Raw genomic sequence first — 21,181 nt, forward strand, 5'->3', positions numbered from 1 at the left:
AAATTAATGAAAATTGTGTCAAATAGTGATGTGATGCTACTTTGGGAGCTTTTTCGTGTTTTTAAAATGTCTAAATTTGTAGTAATTTAAATATAGAAATTATGAAAAAGAATCTTTTATTATTAGGATTTATATTTTGTGGAATGTCAGTTATTGGGCAAACACAAAAAAAAGAAAGTTGGTATTTTAAACTAGGGGGGTCTTATTTTACACAAACTGCTGCTACTGAATTTCCAATTGTTTCGGAATCATTACCCAATACAGATGTATATGCTGCGAATGGTACCACTTTGGTTTCGAGAGAAGCTAATACAGGATCTTTTGGAGAAGGATTCCGTGGTGGGGTAACCGCTGGATATCGTTTTTCAACGCGTTTGGGTGTTGAAATGGGTTTTAACTATTTTAAAAGTAATAGTAAAACGATGGTTGAGACTGTAAATAGATTAGTGGCACCAGGTCCTGTTTTTGTGTCTGGTACTGCTGTGGGGCAAATTACCGCTTTTGATGTGGCTCCAGCAATTGTTTTGTTTTTAGGTGAAACAAAAGGATTTGAACCTTACACTAAAGTGGGTATTATAGTGCCTGTTGTTGGGGATTTGACCATTGAAACGAATAGAACTTATACGACTCCAGCAGGGATTACAACTGCTTACGCTAAAGATGTTATTTTGCCAAATCCAACAGTTGGTTTTATGGCTGTTTTAGGAACATCGTATAAATTAGGAAAAAACATTTCGGCCTTTGCGGAATTAGAATACCGTAATTTCACTGTTCACGGAAAATCTAAAGAAACTGAGGTGTATACTGAAAACGGTGTGGATAGATTGAATACTCCTACGGGATTTCGTCAAGACGCCTCTTATTCTGCAAGCCATGTAAATTATGTGGAGCAAATTAATACCACATCTAATAATAAATTAACTAATGGCGCCGGTTTTGATTCTTCCAGGGCAGCGGATGACATTAGTTCTTACGTGGGGATTAGCGGATTAGGATTGACTCTTGGATTGAAATACAGTCTATAATCAAATAGAATTAAAATACAATGAGACCTTCTGGAAAGAGGGTCTTTTTTGTTTGACAGTCTTGATGATTGCCTGAAAAGAAGCGACGTTTTGTTTAAAAACAATTACCCTAGCCCTGATGGAAGCGGCATCCCACTCTTTTGGGCGTGGATATAGCGGACAGCAAGAAGTGGCTCCTTAATATTCTACTGGTTAAAACAGAATAACAAATAGTAATGCATACATAATCAAAACTAATTTAGGAATAGTGTTTCATTAGTTTTTAATTTCTAAATTTGCATAGAGGTTTTGATTTTTGTCGAAACCTATTATCCGAATAGTCGGTATTTAAACCTATAAATAAAAACAACATGGCATTAGCAATAACAGACGCAAATTTTGAGGAATTAGTATTAAAATCAGACAAGCCAGTAATGGTTGACTTTTGGGCTGCATGGTGTGGACCTTGTAGAATGGTTGGTCCAATCATCGACGAAATTAGCGAAGAGTATGCTGGTAAAGCAGTTGTAGGAAAGCTTGATGTAGATGCAAACCAAGAATTTGCAGCAAAATACGGAGTAAGAAACATCCCTACAGTTTTGATTTTTCAAAACGGAGAAGTAGTAGGAAAGCAAGTAGGAGTAGCTCCTAAGCAAACTTACGCTGACAGTTTAGACGCGTTGTTGTAATCAGTAGATTGCAATTTATATAGAATCTGATATTACTTCGGGTTTGAAGGCTTGGCATTTGTCAGGCCTTTTTTTTGTTAAAGCTGAATTTAGTTCAGCTTCTCTTTTTTGAATTTAGATCAGCTTCTCTATTTAGTTTTATTTCAGTAACTTTTAATTTTTAAATCATTTAATCTTTTAATATATTTGAGAGATGAAGATCGAATCGCACATAGAGAAAATTTCCAGTTTCCAGCATCTTGAATTATTAGCTAATCAGGTGGTGGAGGGTTTTATTTCAGGGATGCACAAAAGTCCGTTTCATGGATTTTCGGCTGAGTTTGCTGAGCACAAAGTATATAATGTAGGAGAAAGCACGAGGCATATTGATTGGAAACTTTTTGCTAAGACAGATCGCTTGTATACTAAGCGATATGAGGAAGAAACAAACCTTCGTTGTCATATCATTATTGATAATTCCTCCTCAATGCATTATCCAAAATTAAAAGAAGGCCAGCAATTTTATGAAAGCAAGATCGGTTTCTCTGTTTTGGCTTCGGCCGTATTGATGAATTTATTAAAGAAGCAAAGAGATGCGGTAGGGTTAAGTGTGTTTTCGGACACTTATGAGTATTACGCGCCTGAAAAGGGCAGTGATCGTCATCATCGAATGGTGTTAAGTGCTTTGGAAGGTATTCTAGCGAACCTAGTAGCCAAGAAAAGCACCAATACGATTACATTCTTACATCAGATTGCTGAAAAGATGCATCGCCGTTCTATGATTGTTTTGTTTACTGATATGTTTCAGGAGGAAGAGGAAGAAGCGCTGTTTAATGCTTTGCAGCATTTAAAACACAATAAGCATAAAGTGGTGTTGTTTCATGTTGTTGATAATAAAACCGAATTGAATTTTGACTTTGACAATACGCCAAGGAAGTTTATTGATGTCGAAACAGGGGAGGAGGTTTCGGTTTTTGCGGATAATGTGAAGCAGGAATACGAAAAGCAGATGGAAGGCTACTTTAAAAGGTTGTCTTTAATATGTGCTCAGAATAGAATTAAGTATGTTCCGGTTAGTGTGGGGGAAGATTTTGAAAAAATTCTATTAACCTATCTTGTTGAAAAACAAAACTTTGGGTAATGTTAGAAAAATAAAATAAAAAATTTTCAAAAAACACTTGTGTAACTCGGATTCTATTGTATCTTTGCCACCGCAATAAGCAGTTGGTTTGGTAGTTCAGTTGGTTAGAATACCTGCCTGTCACGCAGGGGGTCGCGGGTTCGAGTCCCGTCCAGACCGCATATTGGGGAGAGCCTTTCTTAACGGAAAGGCTTTTTTGCCCCTATAAGGTTTCTAAAATTAGTTGTGTTGTTTGGTCGAGTTGGTAGCAACGAGACCGGGTTTAGTAGTTAGACCAATGAAAAGCTTTCCACTTTATTGTGGATGGCTTTTTTGATTTTAGGGTAGTTTGTAATTGAATTTTCGAAAATTATTTATTTTTCAATTCAGGTTCAATACTATTTTATTTGGACCTTTAAAATTGTTATTTGGAGGATTATGGGACTAAAAAGAGTTTTTGAATCCTATTATAGGTAACGATTTTAGTGTTTCAGTCTCCGGTTTTTGAAATTATGTAAGAAATAGTGGTTGTGATGATGAATTTTTAAATCAATAACGATATGGCTTTCAATTTATTAGTAATTTATTAAAAAAAATGCAATAAAAAAAGACAGAAACCCTTGTGATACTCGACTTCTATTGTATCTTTGTCATCGCAATAACGCAGCTGGTTTGGTAGTTCAGTTGGTTAGAATACCTGCCTGTCACGCAGGGGGTCGCGGGTTCGAGTCCCGTCCAGACCGCAATATTGTAAAAAAGCCTTTCTTAACGGAAAGGCTTTTTTGATTTTATATAAGTTTGAAAATTATCAATTTGATAATTGTTGATTTACTGATTTCTAAGATATAATTTTAAAGACTTCATAAAGTATTAATCCGCATATATAGGCACCATAGGTTCCTAATGCGTATCCCAATACAGCTAATAATACTCCCACAGGCGCTAAAAACGGACTAAATGCTGCTGCAACTATAGGTGCAGATGCCGCGCCACCAATATTAGCTTGACTGCCTACCGCAACATAGAAAAAAGGAGCCTTAATAATACGGGCAACTACAATCATAACCAAGATGTGAATAGTTATCCATATTCCCCCTACAACAAACAATAGAGGATTGTTGAATATTGCAGCAAGATCCATATGAGTCCCTATTGTTGCCACTAAAATATATAGAAATACGGTTCCTACTTTTGAAGCGCCATAACTTTCTATTTTTCGTGCTTTGGTAAAAGACAATAGCACTCCTGCTGTTGTTGTAATTATTACCAGCCAAAAGAATGGGTTTGAAAAGGAATACTTTTCTAATTCAGGATAGTTTAATTTAAAAAAAGGGGCCAATATATCAGCTAAAAAATGTCCTATTCCCGTGAAACCAAAAGCAACCATCAGAATGACCATTAAGGAGTTTGTTTCAAGTTGTTTTCTCTTACCGGACTGTTCTTCTTCCAAGTTCTTCTCTAATTCAATTATAGGAGAGTTATCTGCTTTTAACCATTTGTTTATTTTATCTGTTTTTTGAGCTCCATACAACAAGAATCCCATCCATATATTAGCCACTAAGACATCAACAGCTATCATTTGTGCAAATAAACTTTTGCTTGCTCCAAACACTTCTAACATTGCTGTTTGATTTGCTCCTCCGCCTATCCAGCTTCCAGCTATCGTTGCAAGTCCTTTCCACACTTCTTCACCGTTAGATAAAGCGACCTCAGGATAAAAACTACCTACGATATATAATGCTATCGGTCCGCCTATTATAATTCCTGCCGTTCCTGCTAAAAACATAATAACGGCTTTGCTTCCCAGTTTTTTTAATGCAACAAAATTGATGCTCAAAGTAAGCAGCACTAAACTAGCGGGTAATAAATAACGGGAGGCAATGGTATATAGATTCGAAGTTTCTCCAGATATAATATTGAAGGTGTTGAAAATTGCCGGAATAAAATAGCACAATAATACCGAGGGAACTATGCTGTAGAATTTCTTAAAAAAAGGTTTCTCACTTGAAGAAGTGATAAAGATTAAGCCTAATATTGTAATTAGTATTCCTAATACAACTGCATCGTTAGTTATTAAGGCGGCTGGTTTTTCGATCATGATTAGTTTTCTGTTTCTATGTTTTTAATGAGTACCGCTAGCATTTCAGCTTTAAGAGTAGCTCCAATTTTATCGTAATCTTTTTGAAGCGCTTTTAAATTTGTGAGATCCCAATCTATATTTTTGTTGTCTTCACTCCATTTCGGTATCATTTTCAAGGTTAATTTGCAGGCAGAATTTTTAAATAATTCACTTGCTTTCACTTTAGGAAAGCCCAAAGGTTCCCCATTTAAAAACCCATTTACAGCCGCTCTAATTTCTTTTATATAAGCCGTATTGTAGGTGTTATTCAAAATGATAACAAGATCTTTTGTCGCTATTGAACGCCGAATATAAGTTAAGTTTCCTGCCCAGCTTCCGGTATGTGATACAATTTTACCCTTAAGACTGTCATTAGAAACGTGCCATCCATAACCATAGTCAGAAGTGCCTTTAGTAGGAGGGTGTTTGCTAAACGCTAAATCCTTTGAAGCAGCATTAAAAATAGTATCGCCGTATAAAAATTGGTCCCACTTCAATAAGTCTTCTATGCTTGATGATAAACGACCTGATCCTAGGCGACCGCTTAAAAAACGATAATACCCATTGTTAGGTAAGGTTTCTGGAATTACATTTTTACATTCGGTTAAACTGAACATATAACCTGGGGCGTAATTTTTTTTGTCCCAAATACTGTCTCTCCCTATGAAAAAAGAACTGTTCATTTGCATAGGTTCGAATACTTTTTGGCTCAAATAATGTTCTAAAGTACTTCCACTTGCCGCATTTACGATTTCAGCAAGTAGGATGTATCCCGTATTCGAATAATGGTATTTTTCACCCGCTACGCTTATAATTGCAGGCTTCTTAGTTTTGAAATAATGTAAAATATCTTTATTATAGGCAATTATGGAAGGATCCCAGTTTTCTTTAAAATAGTCCTCATAATCTGCTAATCCGGAAGTATGAGATAGCAATTGCGAAATGGTTACCTCTTTATATGGAAAATCATCACCCAAATAAGTTGTAACGAGATCCGTAACTCTTAATTTGTTTTCCTGTTGAAGCAAAAGTATTGCTGTAGCGGTAAACTGTTTAGAAACCGAAGCAATTTCTAAAGAGGTAGTGGCGATGAATGGTGTTTGTTTTTTTAAATTGGCTATGCCGTATCCTTTTTTAAAGATTAGTTTGCCATTTCGTTTTACAGCTGCAGCTCCGTTGAACATTTTTGCCGCATATAACTTTGAGAAATAACGGTCCAAAGTATCATTTTGTAGTTCAGTCGCAGTTTTTACATTCGTTCTTTTCTGTGCCTTACAGTTGGTAAGTGAAAAGAATAAAAATAAAAGGAGTGCCGTTTGATATATTTTATACATAAGTTTCTATTTTGTTCCAGTTGGGATCTATTAGTCCAATTCCGTTAGTATCATTGAGATGGATGCATCCGTTTATTACTTGATGACCTTGGTAAGGATCATTGGTCACTCCTAAATTACCATCTAAATCTACCCAGTCAGCCATTGCCCCTAAGTGCGCGGCAGCTGCTATAGCGCATGAGGTTTCAGACATACAACCTAGCATTATTTTTAGATTCAATGATTTGGCTAAGTTAGCCATAGAAAAAGCTTCGTGCAATCCAGTTGATTTCATTAATTTGATGTTGATACCGTGATAAAAATTACTAGCCGTTTTTACATCTTCTAAACGTTGTATTCCTTCATCACCAATCAACGGTAAAGTACTTCTGGCGACTAACCACTCCATATCGGCAAAGGATTTTTTAGGCATGGGTTGTTCGATAAAAATAACATTTTCTTCCTTTAACCATGCGATTTTATCAAGAGCTTCTTCTTTATTGGTCCAGCCTTGATTAGCATCTATAAATAAAGGCTTATCGGAGACGTTACGTACCGCTTTTATGATTTCAGAATCGTTATTGCCACCAAGTTTAATTTTTAGATAATGATAGCTAGCTGCTTCTTCGACCCTTTTTTCGATAATTTCAGCACTATCGATACCAATAGTTTTGCTGGTTTTAAGTTCTTTTTTAGGTAAATTAAAATACTGGTGCAATGGAACATTCATTATTTTTCCTAAAAGATCATGAAGCGCTATGTCTATGGCTGCTTTAACGGCTGTGTTTCCTGGCGCATGCTGATCTAAGTATTTTACTATTGTTACAATTTCTAATGGAGAGGTGAGTTTACTACGATCTAACGTTCTTATAAAAGCTTGGGCTGTTTCAATTGTTTCTCCGTATAAGGGAGGCATTGAAGCCTCCCCATATCCTGAATAACTTTCGTATTTTAGTTTTACTAAAAGAATAGGGGTGTTTGTTCGTGCACCACCGGCAATTCTAAATACGTGTTTCTTATTTAATAAATACGGTTTAATTTCTATGGAAATCATTTAATATCCTGTGTTTTGGGGTTTGATATTTGGATTGGAATTAATTTCCTTTAAAGGAATAGGCAAAATGAATTTATCATTAGGATAGCTTACCGTCATGCTTTTTTCTGACTGGATAATTTTCACGTCTTTTTTATTTCTGTTTAAATCGAATAAACGATGTCCTTCAAAAGCTAGTTCTTTTCTTCGTTCCTCAAGAATTCGATTCAGTAAAGCAGGACCTGTTTCTGTTGCATTCAACGCATTTGGGTTCGCTCTTTTTACAATAACATTCAAATCGTTTTGCGCTAAAGTGTTTTCGCCTTCTTTTGCGTAAGCTTCAGCTCTAATTAAATATTGCTCGGCTAAACGTAAGATTTTAATATTGTCATCGCTCAATGTTCCTTTAGGAAATTTATTCACAAAAAACGCATTTTTCTCAGCACCTGGTTTTGCGCCTGATGTGATTGCGGTTCTTCTTGCGTCTTGACTACCATAAAGATCATAAAGCTCAGTAGGCACTAAAGCGTCTGCGTAACCTGCGACGCTAAAGAAGTGTCCTAAACTGTTACTACCTTCATTATCTGCAATTGTATTAACAATTTCAAATAATGTTTCATTATTTAGTTTGGTACTCCAAAGCGTAGGATAGTCTTTGTTCGCGATTAAGCTGTAACCTCCTGTTGCAATAACTTCTGAGCTGTATTTAATAGCGTTAATTTTGTCATCTTGGTACAATGCCACTCTTGCCATTAGTCCTTTAGCCGCTCCAATTGAGAAGACGCCTTTTCCTTTTTGAGCTTGCATTAACCCTAAAGCAGCAGTTAAATCCTTGTTGATTTGGGTATACACTTCTTTTACCGTATTTCTTTTTGGGGAAGTTTGAACGATATTAACCTCTGTGATTATAGGGATTCCTATATGGCTTGCATCTGCAGTGAAATTATAAGGTTGCGCAAACATTCTAACAAGATCAAAATGTGCTAATGCTCTAAGGATATGTGCTTCCCCTATTAATTGATTGATAGCATTTTGTTTTGTAGGAGTTGTTCCTTGCAATGTTTTTCCGCCTTCAATAGCGCGCGTTGCATTGACAATTACCTGATATCCTTTTTCCCATAAACCCTCGGCTTCACCATTTCTTTCTGAAACAACGAAAGTTTCATATTCTAAATAGCGACCTGTATTTCTCGAACTCAGGTAAAGATTATCGGCCATTAATTCAGGAATCACATACATGGTTCTTCCATAATAATCATTGCTTTGTAATTTGCTATAAGCCCCATTTAAAGCAGTTTGTAAAGTAATTTGATCCACAACGGCGCTTTCTGCAGCGACACTTTGTTCTGGATTGATGTCTAAAAAAGATTCGCTACATGAAGCAGTAAGCAACACGATAGCTAGAATTGCTATATTTTTATATTTTATGATCATTTTTTTTGTTTTTAGAATGAAAAATCAACTCCCATTAAAAATTGTTTCGAAATTGGAATTCTTAGATTGGCAGTTCCGTTGATTCCTACCTCTGGATCCACCTCTAGTCCTTTGTCTTTTACCCATGTCAATACGTTTGTCCCTTTTAGATAAAACCTCACATTGCTGATTTTTAATTTATCAGTCAATGTGCTTGGAAACTGGTAAGCAAGAGTGATGTCTCTAAGTCTAACATAAGTTCCGTCATATAGGAAGCGGGTGGAATGTTGATTAGCTAATCCAGACTGAGTATTACCCCAAACTACTTTTGGGACATTTGTAATATCACCTGGCTGTTGCCATCTGTTTTCATAGATTTTACGCGTTAGGTTTCCTCTATCATTTAGTTTGGCACTACCGTCGCTATTTACATATCGACCCCAAGTATCATACACTTTGTTTCCATTATTCATGAAAAGCATAAACGACAGACTTACATTTTTATAGCTAAAAGTATTGGTGAATCCAGAATAAAATTTAGGCAAAGCACTCCCTTGCTTGTACGGATCAGCTTTACTGTAATCACTGGTTGTCGCTGTTTTCGTTTCGTTAGTGTACCAAAGTGCGTTTCCGTTTTGAGGGTCAACACCTGCGTATCCTGGCATATAAAAGGTATAGAAATCATTTCCTACTTCTCTGATATAGTTGTCTTCAATAATAGGTTCGTTATTTTTTAATTTTACTATTTCATTAGTATTTGTAGTGATATTAAAATCTGATTTCCAAGAAAATCCATCAGGATTATCAAATATAGCGGCTGATAAAGCAAATTCGATTCCGCTATTTTTCATTTCCCCTACATTTTCTAAATAGCTTGTGATTCCGTTTGTAGCCGAGATAGGCACTTTGAATAATAAATCAGTCGTCGTTCTGGTATAATATTCAAAAGTTCCAGATAATCTATTAAACAATCCAAAATCCAAACCAATATTAAACGGTTTGTTTTTTTCCCATGTTAACGATGGATTTGATTGTTGACTATAGGAATATCCTGGTTTGTCATTATAATCATCTCCTGTACTGTACAATCCTCTTGATGCAAAATCACCTATTTCTTGATTTCCGTTAATACCATAACTGGATCTTAGTTTTAGTTTGTTTACAAAAGTTAGGTTTTCCATAAACTTTTCTTTCTCAATATTCCAACCCGCTCCTACTGAACCAAAATTAGCGTATCTCACATCAGATCCAAATCTTGATGAACCATCCCTTCGGGCAGTTACATTCAAGAAATATTTATTGTTTAAAGCATAGTTTATGTTGAAAAACAAGGAAGATAGTGCCGAAGCTGTTTTTGAACTAGAAGCATCTCTATAAACAGAAGCATTATCAAGCGAAGTTAATCCAGGGGCACCATAGTTACTTGCATACGCAAATACGGAGCTGCTTGTGATTTTTTGTGCCTCTTGACCCAATAAAAATTTAAGATTATTAGATTCATTCAGGTCCAGACTGTATTTTAATAAGTTAGTTACATTCCAATTTAGTACAACGTTATCCGAAGCTCTACCGCGTCCACCATCATTTCTACCTTCTCCAAAATAAGGATTGTCATACTGAAATTCATCGGCTAAATTAAAGTCCACATTCCCTTTTGTTTCAAATGATAATTTCTTGTTGAAATCATAGTTCAGACCTATATTTCCTAAAATGCCATACAGTTTAGATTTTCTAATGTTTTCTTTGGCTATTCCCACTGGATTATAAGTCAGTAGGATACTCGTGTTGTATGATCCGTCAGCATTATAAACCGGTTGCCAAGGAACTTCTCTAGCCATTGCTCTTACAGGATTATTTGCATTACCCGCCTCATCAATAGTGTTGAGTATTTGATTACTTGCAGCAACACCAAAACTCAGCGATAATTTATCTGTTGCCTTATGGTTTACATTTATTTTAGCATTAAATTTTTTATAATCTACACCTATAATCACTGCTTGTTGATCATAAATTCCCAGGGAAGAGTAAAATGTGGTTTTGTCACTACCACCACTAGCGCTAAAACCATATTGCTTGTATTCTCCAGTTCTACCTATAACATCTTGCCAGTTTGTATTTACATCTTCGTCAACGTTGTCATAAATGTATTTTTTGGCAATTTCGGGGCTTTCGCCAATGTTTATACGGCTTTCGATCAATAATTCTAAGCTTTCAGGAGTTGTTAGTAATTTATTTCTTTCTGGAAGAATCATTTCACTTACACCATACTGACTGCTGAAATTAAATTTAGTCTTACCTGATTTTCCTCTTTTTGTAGTAATAAGCACTACTCCGTTTGCCCCTCTAGAACCATAGATAGAAGTTGCCGAAGCATCTTTTAAAACGGTAATTGTTTCAATATCTTTTGGATTAATTCCAGCAATTGTATTGGAACTGGTTGCTATAGTGGAAATATTTCCTGAAACCACAGGGATTCCATCAACAACATACAATGGGTCAGAATTGGCATTTATTGAGCCCACACCCCTAATGCGAATACTTTGTGCATAGCCTGGTTGACCGCTTGAAGAAGACATTTGCACTCCAGCCACGTTTCCTTGTAAGCTTTCTTGAAAAGAGGCAGCAGGTGTTTCTTTAATTTTTGAAACATCAACATTTACGGCAGCACCTGTAAAAGAGCTTTTGCTTTGCTTGTCATAAGCAACAACAATTACTTCGTTTAGGTTACTAATATCAGGAGTCATAGTTATCTTAAAAGTAGTTGCTTGGCGGCTCACTTTTCGAGTTTCGGTTTTCAAACCTAAATAACTAATTTCTATGATATCATCATAATTAGCTTTTAAGGTAAATTTCCCGTCAAGATCCGTTAATGTTCCTGTTGTGGTGTTTTTTATACTCACGTTTATACCCACAAGTGGAACGCCTGATTCATCAACAACTGTCCCTTTTATTTCAATTTTTTCTTGAACAAAGTGGTCGTTGTCGATTGTGTTTTTCACTAAAACAGCATCGGTTTTTTTAGAAATTGAAGCGGTTTCTTTAAAAAGAATAACCTTTCTATTCATTAGTTCATAAGATATTCCGGTGCCTTTTAACGCTTTATCAAGTATGATATTGATTTTATCAGAGGAAGCTTTAATTGTTATAACGGTATTCTCATCAACTAATTTGTTGTTGTAAAAAAAAGTATAATCAGACTGGCCTTCAATTTTAGAAATGACTTGTTTTAGAGCCACTTTTTCATACTCAACAGCTATTTTTTGCCCATAAGTGGGTAAGCTTGTTGCCGAGATTTTAAAAATAGTAATTGCAACTAGTAACGAATATATTTTCATTATTCTGATAAATTTATCTAAAGAAGAGGAATAGCTTCTTGTAGAATTCTTTTTAATTCGGTTTTTTTTCATAATTTTAACTTTGGTTTTTGTTAGTACTCTGTTTAGAAACGGTATTCAGCTATAAAGCCTTTTAAATGAAGAGAGTGTTGGCGCACTCTCTTTTTTTTATTTTGATTTAATCAAAAGTGTTTTTGTGTTTTTTGTGTAACTGCAGTTTAAATTTGACGAAATCTCTAAGACTCTCATGATATCTTCAATAGAGTTGCTTTTTTCAATAACCCCAGAAAAGGAGTAGTCTTTAAATCCTTTTGAATCAACAATCACTTTTACCCCAAACCAGCGTTCAATATTCAAGGCAAATTCGTCTAATGGAGTCTTATTGAAAATCAATCTCCCGGACTTCCATGAAGTAATGTCTTCGGTGGTGACTTGGGCTACAGATAGTTCTTTTTCCTTTTTAGAAAACGTTGCTTTTTGTTTAGGACTTAAAGTCAATAGAGGTTTGATTTCCTTTTTATCGTACAATTCAACTTTTCCGGTTACAAGTGTTGTTTCAACATTTTTTTCAGAAGAATAAGATTTAACATTGAAGGTGGTTCCTAGAACTTTTACTTTAATTCCAGATGCAGTTTCAACAATGAAAGGTTTGTTTTTATTTTTCACAACATCAAAAAAAGCTTCTCCGTAAAGACTAATTCGTCTTTCTTCTTTGTTGTATTGATTACTGACCACGATTTTACTTTCGGCATTTAGCCAAACGATAGTTCCATCACCAAGAGTGATTTTTTTTTGTTCTTTTGCTGATGAGGTATAGGCAGTGAAATGGTTAGCAGTAGCGTCTGCTAAGCTGTTGGAATAATATAAATAAGTGGTTAATAGCAAAGGAATCATAATTGCCGATGCTATTTTCAGGAATAAACGACGCTTGTTTTTAGATTTGTTGTTTTTCTTTAAAAAAGCTTTGTATTGCTTGTTTGGACTGATCTTCTCAAAGTTGTTGTCGAGAGTATCAATAACGTGTGTTGCTTTTATTTTGTTAAATAAAGCTTGATTTTCTGAAGAGGAGTTAATCCAAGAGATAACTTCTTTATCGAATTCAGAATTACCTTTTTTGATTATAAATTGTATTAAATCAGATTCTTTCATATAGGGCATTTTATACTAAAACGATTTAATATAAAGTTACCCCTACGTTTTTTATAAATATTTTAAAAAAAAGTCGTTATAAAAAGAGTGCAGTGTGTTCCTTAAGCTCCATTCGTAAGAATTTAAGAGCTTTTGTAAGTTGGTTTTCAACTGTTTTTGTAGAGATGTTTAGCTCTTCGGCAATCTCTTTGTGTTTTAATCCTTGAAACCTACTTTTTATAAAGATCCGTTTACAAGCTTCCGGGAGCTTGTCCACTGATTTATTGATTTTTTCAAGAAGTTCATTTTCAATATAAAGTGTGCTTGTGTCATCTAATAAGGCCAAGTGATTGATGCTTTTCCTTTCTGCATCACAAAAATCTTTGTAATTAGAACGCACCTTTTGATGCTTGAAGTAATCTAGACAAGCATTTTTAACCATTTTAAATAAATACGAATGCAAGTTTAGGTCTAATTCTAGCTTAGCTCTTTTTTTCCAAAGTTTGAAATAAATATTTTGGACAATTTCTTTAGCCTCTTCTTCATTTTCAATATAGCTATTGGCAAAATGAAATAATTTTTGAAAATACAACTGGTAAAGCGTTTCAAAGGCAGCGTTTTCGCCCTCCTTCAATTGATGAATAAAAAAAGAAGTATTTATAGTATCTTTATCCAACGGGCTGTTTTTTAATAAGGATTTAATTGTATTCTTTGCGAATATCACAAAAATAAGTTATAAGCCAAAATTATTTATCGATTTTAAATTTTGAGTGTCAAAAATCAGCTTTGGTGTTTTTGATTATAAATTTATTGTGAATTGTGTTAAGTATAACGAAATTCAGCTAAAACAAACCCTCTTTGTGTTGCCAAACTAAAGTTATGAATAGTGCTAAAAAAAGAACAGAAACTAAAAACTGTATAAAAGAGGAGGTTAAAAAACCAATGAACGATCCTGTTGCGGCTTTCAAAGCGCGGTTGTGGTTTTTAGAATCCAAAAGCAGTTCCCCAATTAATGCTCCCAAAAACGGACCAATTATAAAACCAAAAGGGATAGGGGCAAGAATTCCAATAATTAACCCAATGTTTGTCCCCCAAATTCCATAGGAACTGCCTCCAAATTTCTTTGTTGCTTTTGCAGGAATTAGATAATCTAAAACGCTAAAAAGAATAGTAAGGAATAAAGTAGTCCCTAGAATCCAATAATTAAAAGGGATGCTTTTTGTAAAATAAAGAAGAAGCAATCCTAGCCAACTGATACTCACTCCAGGTAATACGGGGATTAAACTGCCCAAAACACCTATTAGCATAAAAATTAAGCCAATAATAATAAGCAGTATATCCATAAGTTTATTTTTAGTAATTTTGAAAACTTAAAATTAACACTTATTCGGCATACGAAAGTATTAAAAATTAAGAGCGCTATTTTTAAAAAGAAGTGAAGATCGTTTTCTTTCTAAAGTATTCCAGAAATAATAGTTGTATTTTTATAAAAATATTAGTCCATTTGAAACATAAAATGTTGAAGCATAATTATCTTTTTTTACTATTTATCTTTCTTAATTCCTGTCAGTATATTGACAAGCAAATTCCTTCTGAAAAGGATTTGCTGCAAAAGGAATTGAAGGCTATCAATTGGAAAGAAGTTGACGAATACCCTTCCTTTGCTGATTGCGAAAAGATAGACAACAAGGAACAGCGTCAGAAATGTTTTTTTCAGTATTTAACGGAGCTTATACAACAAAAATTAAGCGTGGACACCTTATCAATGCTTTATCCTGAATTAGACACTATAGAGGTAAAGGTCACTATTTTTCCAAATGCAAAAATGAAATTTGAACCGCAGTTTCCTAAAGATTCGGTTGCATATGATACCATTAAAATCGACAGTATTCTTCACGCGAGATTAGTAAACTTCCCTAAAGTAAATCCAGCGATAAAAAGAGGGATTCCCGTGAAAACCCAGTTTATTTTGCCGGTAATTATAAAAATGGAGTAGCCGATGCCGTTCACTTTTTCACATCCATCTATAATTTTACCTTTATTGAGAAGTAACAAGCTTTCGGCAACGGGATTGATTGTAGGTTCAATATGTCCTGATTTTGAATATTTTATTAGAATGAAGGTGCAAAGTAATATTAGTCACACTTTCGTAGGGCTATTATTATTTAATATACCTATTGGTTTTTTAGTTGCGTTGTTGTTTCATGAAATAATAAAAAAGACTTTAATAGAAAACTTACCTTCTTTTTTTCGAAATAGATTTGAAGTTTTGAAGAACACGAAATGGATAGATTACCTAAAAGGGAATTTTTATTATGTTTTAATTTCAATTCTAATAGGTGCTTTTTCGCATATTTTTTGGGATGCATTTACTCATGAATCAGGATATTTTGTTGAAAAAACACCTCTATTGCTCAATAAAGTAAATAATATTCCTTTTTATAAAATAATTCAACATTCAAGTTCATTAATCGGGATGATTTTCATTCTCCATTATGTTTATAAATTGCCTTTTAAAAAATCTACAACAACAAAGTCATATTGGAAATATTGGGTTTTAGTTTTAATTTTTGTCTTTGTTTTTATGTCGATTAGATGGGCTTTTGGATTGTCAATAAAGCAAGTAGGAAATATTGTGGTAAGTCTTATTTCTACAATAATTTTAGCAATAACTTTTGCAAGTTTGTTTTTTAGAGACAAAAAAGTTATTTAGGAAACTTCCTCCCTTTCCATTCGTATTTCCCAAACACCGAATATAAAGCAACTGCCACACTAAAAAAGGGATAAAGTAAACTGCTTCGTATTAGGTAATTGGTTTTAGTTCCTGAAAAAATATTGGTTTTGAATATCAATAAGGCATCAATCACATATTTCAATACTAACAATACTAAGATAATCTCCCATTCAAGTAAATTCAATACCCATAATCCACAACCAATAATTACTCCCAAGTTCCCCATAAAAACCACAATCCCTAATCCTTTCCCAAAACCGCTTTGGTAGGAAGTTGTTTTGGCAGCCCAGCGCACTCTTTGATGGAATAAAGATTTCCAGTCATCCAAAGGTTTAGTGGTGACAATATTGTTTTTTGATTTTAGATAATAGACTTTTTTAACAGAATGAGCAATTGCTTTTTGCAACAAGAAAACATCGTCGCCGCTGGCAATTTTATCATTTCCATCAAATCCGTTTAATTCCTGAAAAAAGGATTTGGTATAGGCCAAATTTGCGCCATTACACATAAACCCTTTACCAATTCCAAAACTACCAATGGTTGCGCCTTGCAAGCTAGCAATATCCAGTTGTTGAAACTGCTGTAAAAAAGAATGGTTACAATCATAAGTCACCGCCCCGGCGATCATAGAAACAGTATGTGTTTGAATGTAATTGTCAAGTGTCAATAACCAATTTTCAGTGACAACACAATCAGCGTCTGTGGTGATAACCCAATCAGTATTAACAGTATCGATAGCTGTTAAAATCGCATCTTTTTTTGGAGATTTTGTTTGTCTGATGTTGTCAATAATGCTGATTTGAAACGTATAATTTGAAACTTGAAACTTTTCTTTAGATTCATCATCAACAAGAATGACTTGAAATAAGGTTGTTGGATAATTCAGTTTCGAAAAGCTATCTAAAAGAATAGGTAAATTATCGGCTTCATCACGAAAAGGAACAATAATAGTGAATACCGTCTTTGGCTTTAAGCCAATAGAATCATAGTTTTTTATTTTGGTAAAACCATAAATAAGCAAACTAATTACAATTAGATAGACACCTAAAACAATACTTAAAATAATTGCAATCATTGATTTAAGTGGGTTAGTTTGTTTGTCTTGTTTCCCCTTCGGGGTCTAGGGGGCTTTTAAAACTCAACACGTAATAACTGCCAATCACAACTGGCAGAACCACGTTTAGAAACCACATTAATGTTGATGCAAATATGACAATCCATTCGTTTACACCTAATATCCCAAAGAAAAAGATGGCTACACTTCCTTTTACGGCAAAGTCTAAAAACTGAAAAGTAGGCAAGGAGGAGGCTAGGAAATAAACGCTTGTCACGGCTGCCATCAAAGTCAAGTAAGGTAAATCAACATCAAAAGCTAGAAATAAAAAGTAGTATTGATGCGAAAAGACTAAGTATCTAAAGCAACCTAGAAAAATGTTTTTTTGGTGAATACGTTTAGGAATTTCGTTGATTTTATGAATCAGTTTTTCGATAGAATAGCCTTTTATAGTCAGTTTTTTTATAGAAAAGAGCAACACGAAAGTTAAAATTAATATTCCGAAAATTATTGCTACCGTTTTTGTGGTAATGACATTATATATGGCATTAAAATACAACAAGCCAAATATCCCTATGACAATTGTCAACACCATTTGGATTCCGTTGCAAATCAGGTTAAGGAATATTACTTTCTTGGTTTCTGATTTTTCATAATACAGCGCTTTTCCGGCATATTCACCAACTCCGTTGGGAGTGAAAATTCCAGCTGTTAATGCGGCTAGAACTTGTTTTGTAGCTTCTGAAACCGAAATAGGTTTTAGATACGAAGCTAGATTTTGCCATTTTAAAATCTCGAAATAACGATTCAACACACTCAATAATAAGATGAAACTAATCCCTGCAACCGACTGATTTTTTTTGAATTTAGCTATAAATTGTACCCAGTCCAGTTTGTCATTGTTAGCAAGTTGGTTGTAAATAAAATAAAATGCTCCGCACACAATCAAAACTTTGATTATAAGAACGAGGAATTGTTTAGTTTTGTGTGGAATTGAAATCATTAGTGCAAAGAAAGGGAAAAGTATTGTGAAAATGCTATTTCGCCAAGATTCACAGAGAAATTACTAAGTAGCGCAAAGATTTTGATTATGTCGGTAATAATTCAAGCTTGGTGAATCTCTGCGTTAGCTTCGAGTATCTTTGTGAAATAAATTAACGTTAAAATAAAACTTTTGGCAAACGAACGCATCATATTAGGAATTGACCCAGGGACCACAATAATGGGTTTTGGTTTGATTAAAGTCGTTAATAAAAAAATGGAGTTTATTCAATTGAATGAATTGCAGTTGAATAAAATGGACGACCATTATATGAAACTGAAACGAATTTTTGAACGTACAATTGAATTGATTGACACCCATCACCCAGATGAAATTGCGATTGAAGCGCCTTTTTTTGGTAAAAACGTACAGTCGATGTTGAAACTTGGTCGCGCGCAAGGAGTCGCTATGGCTGCCGGATTGTCAAGAGATATTCCTATTACAGAGTACGAACCCAAGAAAATTAAAATGGCTATTACCGGTAACGGAAATGCCAGTAAAGAGCAAGTAGCCAAAATGCTTCAGCAATTATTGGGACTAAAAGAATTGCCAAAAAACCTGGATAGTACGGATGGACTGGCAGCTGCGGTTTGTCACTTTTTCAATTCAGGAAAAGTAATTGGAACCAAAAGTTATACGGGCTGGGATGCTTTTGTAAAACAAAACGAAGAACGAGTTAAAAAATAGTGTTTAGTGATCGGTTTTTAGAACTGACCACTGAGCACTGACCACTTATTATGTCAGGAATCTACATACACATACCTTTTTGCAAGCAAGCGTGTCATTACTGCGATTTTCATTTTTCGACTTCGATGAAGAAGAAAGAAGAAATGGTTTTGGCTTTGGCCAAGGAAATCCAAATGCGTAAAAGTGAGTCGGATAACGAAAACGTGGAGACCATTTATTTTGGAGGTGGAACGCCAAGCGTATTGACTTCGGATGAAATTAATTTCTTGATTGAAACTGTTTACGAACATTATACTGTTGTCGAAAACCCGGAAATTACACTGGAAGCGAATCCTGATGATTTGTCTAGCGAACGGATAATCGAACTTTCGAAAAGTAAAATTAATAGGTTGAGCATTGGAATTCAGTCTTTTTTTGAAGATGATTTGAAGATGATGAACCGGGCGCATAATTCGGCGGAAGCCAAAAAATGTCTGGAAGAAGCAACAAAGTATTTTGATAACATCTCGATTGATTTGATTTACGGAGTTCCTGGGATGAGTAATGAAAAATGGAAAAAAAATATTGAGACCGCTATGTCTTTTGGGATTCCTCATATTTCCAGTTATGCTTTGACGGTGGAACCTAAAACAGCCTTAAAGAAATTAATCCAAACCGGAAAAATTGCCGAACCCAAAGATGAAATTGCTCAGGAACATTTTATGATTTTAGTGGAAACACTGGAAGCGAATGGTTTTATTCATTATGAATTATCAAATTTCGGGAAGGCTAATTTTTTCTCTAAGAACAATTCAGCTTACTGGCTAGGAAAAAAATACTTAGGAATTGGCCCTTCAGCACACAGTTACGATGGTGTTTCCCGTAGTTGGAATGTTTCTAATAACCCTATGTACCTAAAGTCAATGCAGGAAAATCAATTGGCAAATGAAGTTGAAATTCTTTCAATAACGGATCGATATAATGAATATGTGATGACTGGTTTGCGTACGATTTGGGGAGTTTCATTAGAAAGAATTAGTACTGAATTTGGACAAACTTATTTGGATTATTTGATGAAACAAGCTCATAAGTTCTTGGACGACGGATTGCTTTTTATTGAAAATGATATATTAAAACCAACTCCAAAAGGAAAGTTTTTGACAGATGGAATTGCATCGGATTTATTTTACTTAAATTTGGAATAATAAATTAACCGCAAAGAGCACAAAGAAAGAACAAGGAGCACAAAGCTTTGTGATCTTAGCGTAAACCTTAGTGACCCTTGTGGTTGAAAAATTATGAAAACTACAATTCAGCACAACAATACAACTTTCGAAGTCGATTTATCAAAACCAATTGACATTTCGATTCCATTGACTAATACTGACGAAAACCCTATTGCTTGGTATATTGATAAACCAGTGATAGAACCCGTTCGTTTTGAAGAGTGGATAGGGAAAGTTTCATCAGGAATGTCCTCAACGAATTTCAATAATATTAAATTCAATCCTCACGGTCACGGCACACATACGGAATGCTTAGGTCATATCACCCATGATTTTTACAGTATCAACCAGTGTTTGAAGCAGTTTTTCTTTATGGGTGAATTGATTTCGGTGGAACCAGAAACTCAAGGAGACGATTTGGTTATCACCAAAAAACAAATTGAAAATGCTTTGAAGGAGAATTTGCCTGAAGCTATAATAATTAGAACGGCTCCAAATTCAGAATCCAAAAAACATTTAAAATATTCTCATACTAATCCGCCTTTTCTGTCTGAAGACGCTGCGATTTTCATTCGCGAAAGCGGAATCAAACATCTATTAATTGATTTGCCAAGTGTTGATAAGGAAAAAGACGAAGGAAAACTGTTGGCACACAAAGCCTTCTGGAATGTAAGAGATGTGAAAAACTTGAATACTGATGCTCGACTGGATTGTACGATAACCGAAATGATTTTTGTAGCTGATGAAATACAAGATGGAAGTTATCTATTGAATTTGCAAATCGCTTCTTTTGAAAATGATGCCAGCCCTAGTAAACCGGTATTGTACTCAATTTCAGAAACTAAATAATTTTTAAAGATGAATCTCGAAAACTATTACGAATATTGTTTGTCTAAGAAAGGTGTGACGGAACACTTCCCTTTTGACGAGGATACTTTGGTTTTTAAAGTGGGAGGAAAAATGTTTGCTCTTTCGTCATTAAAGCAATGGGAGAAAGGAGAGCCATCTGTAAATTTAAAATGTGATCCAGAACGTGCCGAAGAATTGCGTGCTCAATACGATGATATCATCCCTGGTTGGCATATGAGTAAGATTCACTGGAACACGATTGCCATAAATAAAGAAGTTTCCGATTCTCTCTTAAAAGAATTGATTGACCATTCTTATGATTTGGTATTTAGTAGTTTAACTAAAAAAATTAAAGAGGAGATTTTAAAAAACGAAAACCTTTCGTCGACACTTTAACGCTATTCAACGACAGTAGTATTGCAATTATCGAAAAGCTATATATAAAATTCGTAATAGCATTATTTTTAAGGTTGGCAA

19 protein-coding genes and 2 tRNA genes are annotated in these 21,181 nt (G+C 34.6%); 11 read left to right on the forward strand and 10 right to left on the reverse strand.

The window, feature by feature from the left end:
* Window positions 1-101 precede the first annotated feature (101 nt).
* From FLAK523_RS05180 to FLAK523_RS05200, 5 genes are all read left to right on the forward strand, one after another.
* Window positions 102-1,025 (forward strand): outer membrane beta-barrel protein, encoded by a 924-nt coding sequence (locus FLAK523_RS05180; RefSeq protein WP_248907271.1) that lies wholly within the window; start codon window positions 102-104, stop codon window positions 1,023-1,025.
* A gap of 350 nt (window positions 1,026-1,375) precedes the next feature.
* Complete coding sequence (gene trxA / locus FLAK523_RS05185; protein WP_248907273.1) at window positions 1,376-1,693, forward strand: thioredoxin; 318 nt, start codon at window positions 1,376-1,378, stop codon at window positions 1,691-1,693.
* Between the two features lie 193 nt (window positions 1,694-1,886).
* A complete protein-coding gene (locus FLAK523_RS05190; protein ID WP_248907275.1) occupies window positions 1,887-2,813 on the forward strand; it encodes a DUF58 domain-containing protein in 927 nt (308 codons plus the stop codon).
* Between the two features lie 85 nt (window positions 2,814-2,898).
* Window positions 2,899-2,972: transfer RNA gene (locus FLAK523_RS05195), tRNA-Asp, on the forward strand.
* Between the two features lie 489 nt (window positions 2,973-3,461).
* Window positions 3,462-3,535: transfer RNA gene (locus FLAK523_RS05200), tRNA-Asp, on the forward strand.
* Between the two features lie 95 nt (window positions 3,536-3,630).
* Here the strand turns inward: FLAK523_RS05200 and FLAK523_RS05205 are convergent.
* The 8 genes from FLAK523_RS05205 to FLAK523_RS05240 all read right to left on the reverse strand — a co-directional run bounded on the left by FLAK523_RS05205 (window position 3,631) and on the right by FLAK523_RS05240 (window position 14,476).
* Window positions 3,631-4,890, reverse strand: a complete 1,260-nt coding sequence (locus FLAK523_RS05205) for a DUF819 domain-containing protein (protein WP_248907277.1) — start codon at window positions 4,888-4,890, stop codon at window positions 3,631-3,633.
* A 2-nt stretch (window positions 4,891-4,892) separates the two neighbouring features.
* Window positions 4,893-6,245: a serine hydrolase gene (locus tag FLAK523_RS05210; protein ID WP_248907279.1), complete on the reverse strand. Its 1,353-nt coding sequence runs from the start codon at window positions 6,243-6,245 to the stop codon at window positions 4,893-4,895.
* On the reverse strand, window positions 6,238-7,278 hold the full coding sequence (locus FLAK523_RS05215) for a dipeptide epimerase (protein WP_248907281.1): 1,041 nt from the start codon (window positions 7,276-7,278) through the stop codon (window positions 6,238-6,240). Before FLAK523_RS05215 ends, FLAK523_RS05210 begins: the two co-directional genes overlap by 8 nt.
* Entirely contained in the window at window positions 7,279-8,691 is a 1,413-nt protein-coding gene (locus FLAK523_RS05220; RefSeq protein ID WP_248907283.1) for a RagB/SusD family nutrient uptake outer membrane protein, read from the reverse strand. It abuts the gene before it with no gap.
* An 11-nt stretch (window positions 8,692-8,702) separates the two neighbouring features.
* On the reverse strand, window positions 8,703-12,077 hold the full coding sequence (locus FLAK523_RS05225) for a TonB-dependent receptor (protein ID WP_248907285.1): 3,375 nt from the start codon (window positions 12,075-12,077) through the stop codon (window positions 8,703-8,705).
* A gap of 96 nt (window positions 12,078-12,173) precedes the next feature.
* Window positions 12,174-13,154: a FecR family protein gene (locus FLAK523_RS05230; RefSeq protein ID WP_248907287.1), complete on the reverse strand. Its 981-nt coding sequence runs from the start codon at window positions 13,152-13,154 to the stop codon at window positions 12,174-12,176.
* Between the two features lie 76 nt (window positions 13,155-13,230).
* Complete coding sequence (locus FLAK523_RS05235) at window positions 13,231-13,809, reverse strand: RNA polymerase sigma-70 factor (RefSeq protein WP_248907289.1); 579 nt, start codon at window positions 13,807-13,809, stop codon at window positions 13,231-13,233.
* A gap of 166 nt (window positions 13,810-13,975) precedes the next feature.
* Window positions 13,976-14,476 (reverse strand): DUF456 domain-containing protein, encoded by a 501-nt coding sequence (locus FLAK523_RS05240; RefSeq protein WP_248907291.1) that lies wholly within the window; start codon window positions 14,474-14,476, stop codon window positions 13,976-13,978.
* Window positions 14,477-14,652: 176 nt separating this feature from the next.
* On the opposite strand from FLAK523_RS05240, the gene FLAK523_RS05245 reads away from it, so the two are divergent.
* Together FLAK523_RS05245 and FLAK523_RS05250 are read left to right on the forward strand one after the other, a co-directional pair.
* Entirely contained in the window at window positions 14,653-15,129 is a 477-nt protein-coding gene (locus tag FLAK523_RS05245) for a hypothetical protein (protein WP_248908050.1), read from the forward strand.
* Window positions 15,130-15,132: 3 nt separating this feature from the next.
* Complete coding sequence (locus FLAK523_RS05250; protein WP_248907293.1) at window positions 15,133-15,846, forward strand: DUF4184 family protein; 714 nt, start codon at window positions 15,133-15,135, stop codon at window positions 15,844-15,846.
* Here the strand turns inward: FLAK523_RS05250 and FLAK523_RS05255 are convergent.
* Both FLAK523_RS05255 and FLAK523_RS05260 read right to left on the reverse strand, forming a co-directional pair.
* Window positions 15,839-16,942 (reverse strand): glycosyltransferase, encoded by a 1,104-nt coding sequence (locus FLAK523_RS05255; RefSeq protein ID WP_248907295.1) that lies wholly within the window; start codon window positions 16,940-16,942, stop codon window positions 15,839-15,841. The genes FLAK523_RS05250 and FLAK523_RS05255 overlap by 8 nt on opposite strands.
* A 13-nt stretch (window positions 16,943-16,955) precedes the next feature.
* The gene (locus FLAK523_RS05260; RefSeq protein ID WP_248907297.1) at window positions 16,956-17,924 is read right to left on the reverse strand and encodes a lysylphosphatidylglycerol synthase domain-containing protein; all 969 of its coding nucleotides are present in this window, start codon (window positions 17,922-17,924) and stop codon (window positions 16,956-16,958) included.
* A gap of 171 nt (window positions 17,925-18,095) precedes the next feature.
* Between FLAK523_RS05260 and ruvC the strand changes: the two genes are divergently transcribed.
* The 4 genes from ruvC (at window position 18,096) to FLAK523_RS05280 (ending at window position 21,100) form a co-directional block, all read left to right on the forward strand.
* Window positions 18,096-18,650: a crossover junction endodeoxyribonuclease RuvC gene (gene ruvC / locus FLAK523_RS05265; RefSeq protein ID WP_248907299.1), complete on the forward strand. Its 555-nt coding sequence runs from the start codon at window positions 18,096-18,098 to the stop codon at window positions 18,648-18,650.
* Between the two features lie 50 nt (window positions 18,651-18,700).
* On the forward strand, window positions 18,701-19,834 hold the full coding sequence (gene hemW / locus FLAK523_RS05270; protein ID WP_248907301.1) for a radical SAM family heme chaperone HemW: 1,134 nt from the start codon (window positions 18,701-18,703) through the stop codon (window positions 19,832-19,834).
* A 93-nt stretch (window positions 19,835-19,927) separates the two neighbouring features.
* Entirely contained in the window at window positions 19,928-20,704 is a 777-nt protein-coding gene (locus FLAK523_RS05275) for a cyclase family protein (protein ID WP_248907303.1), read from the forward strand.
* A 9-nt stretch (window positions 20,705-20,713) separates the two neighbouring features.
* Window positions 20,714-21,100, forward strand: a complete 387-nt coding sequence (locus FLAK523_RS05280) for an MmcQ/YjbR family DNA-binding protein (RefSeq protein ID WP_248907305.1) — start codon at window positions 20,714-20,716, stop codon at window positions 21,098-21,100.
* Window positions 21,101-21,181 lie beyond the last annotated feature (81 nt).

The sequence above is a fragment of the Flavobacterium sp. K5-23 genome (assembly GCF_023278045.1).
Classification (GTDB): Bacteria; Bacteroidota; Bacteroidia; order Flavobacteriales; family Flavobacteriaceae; genus Flavobacterium.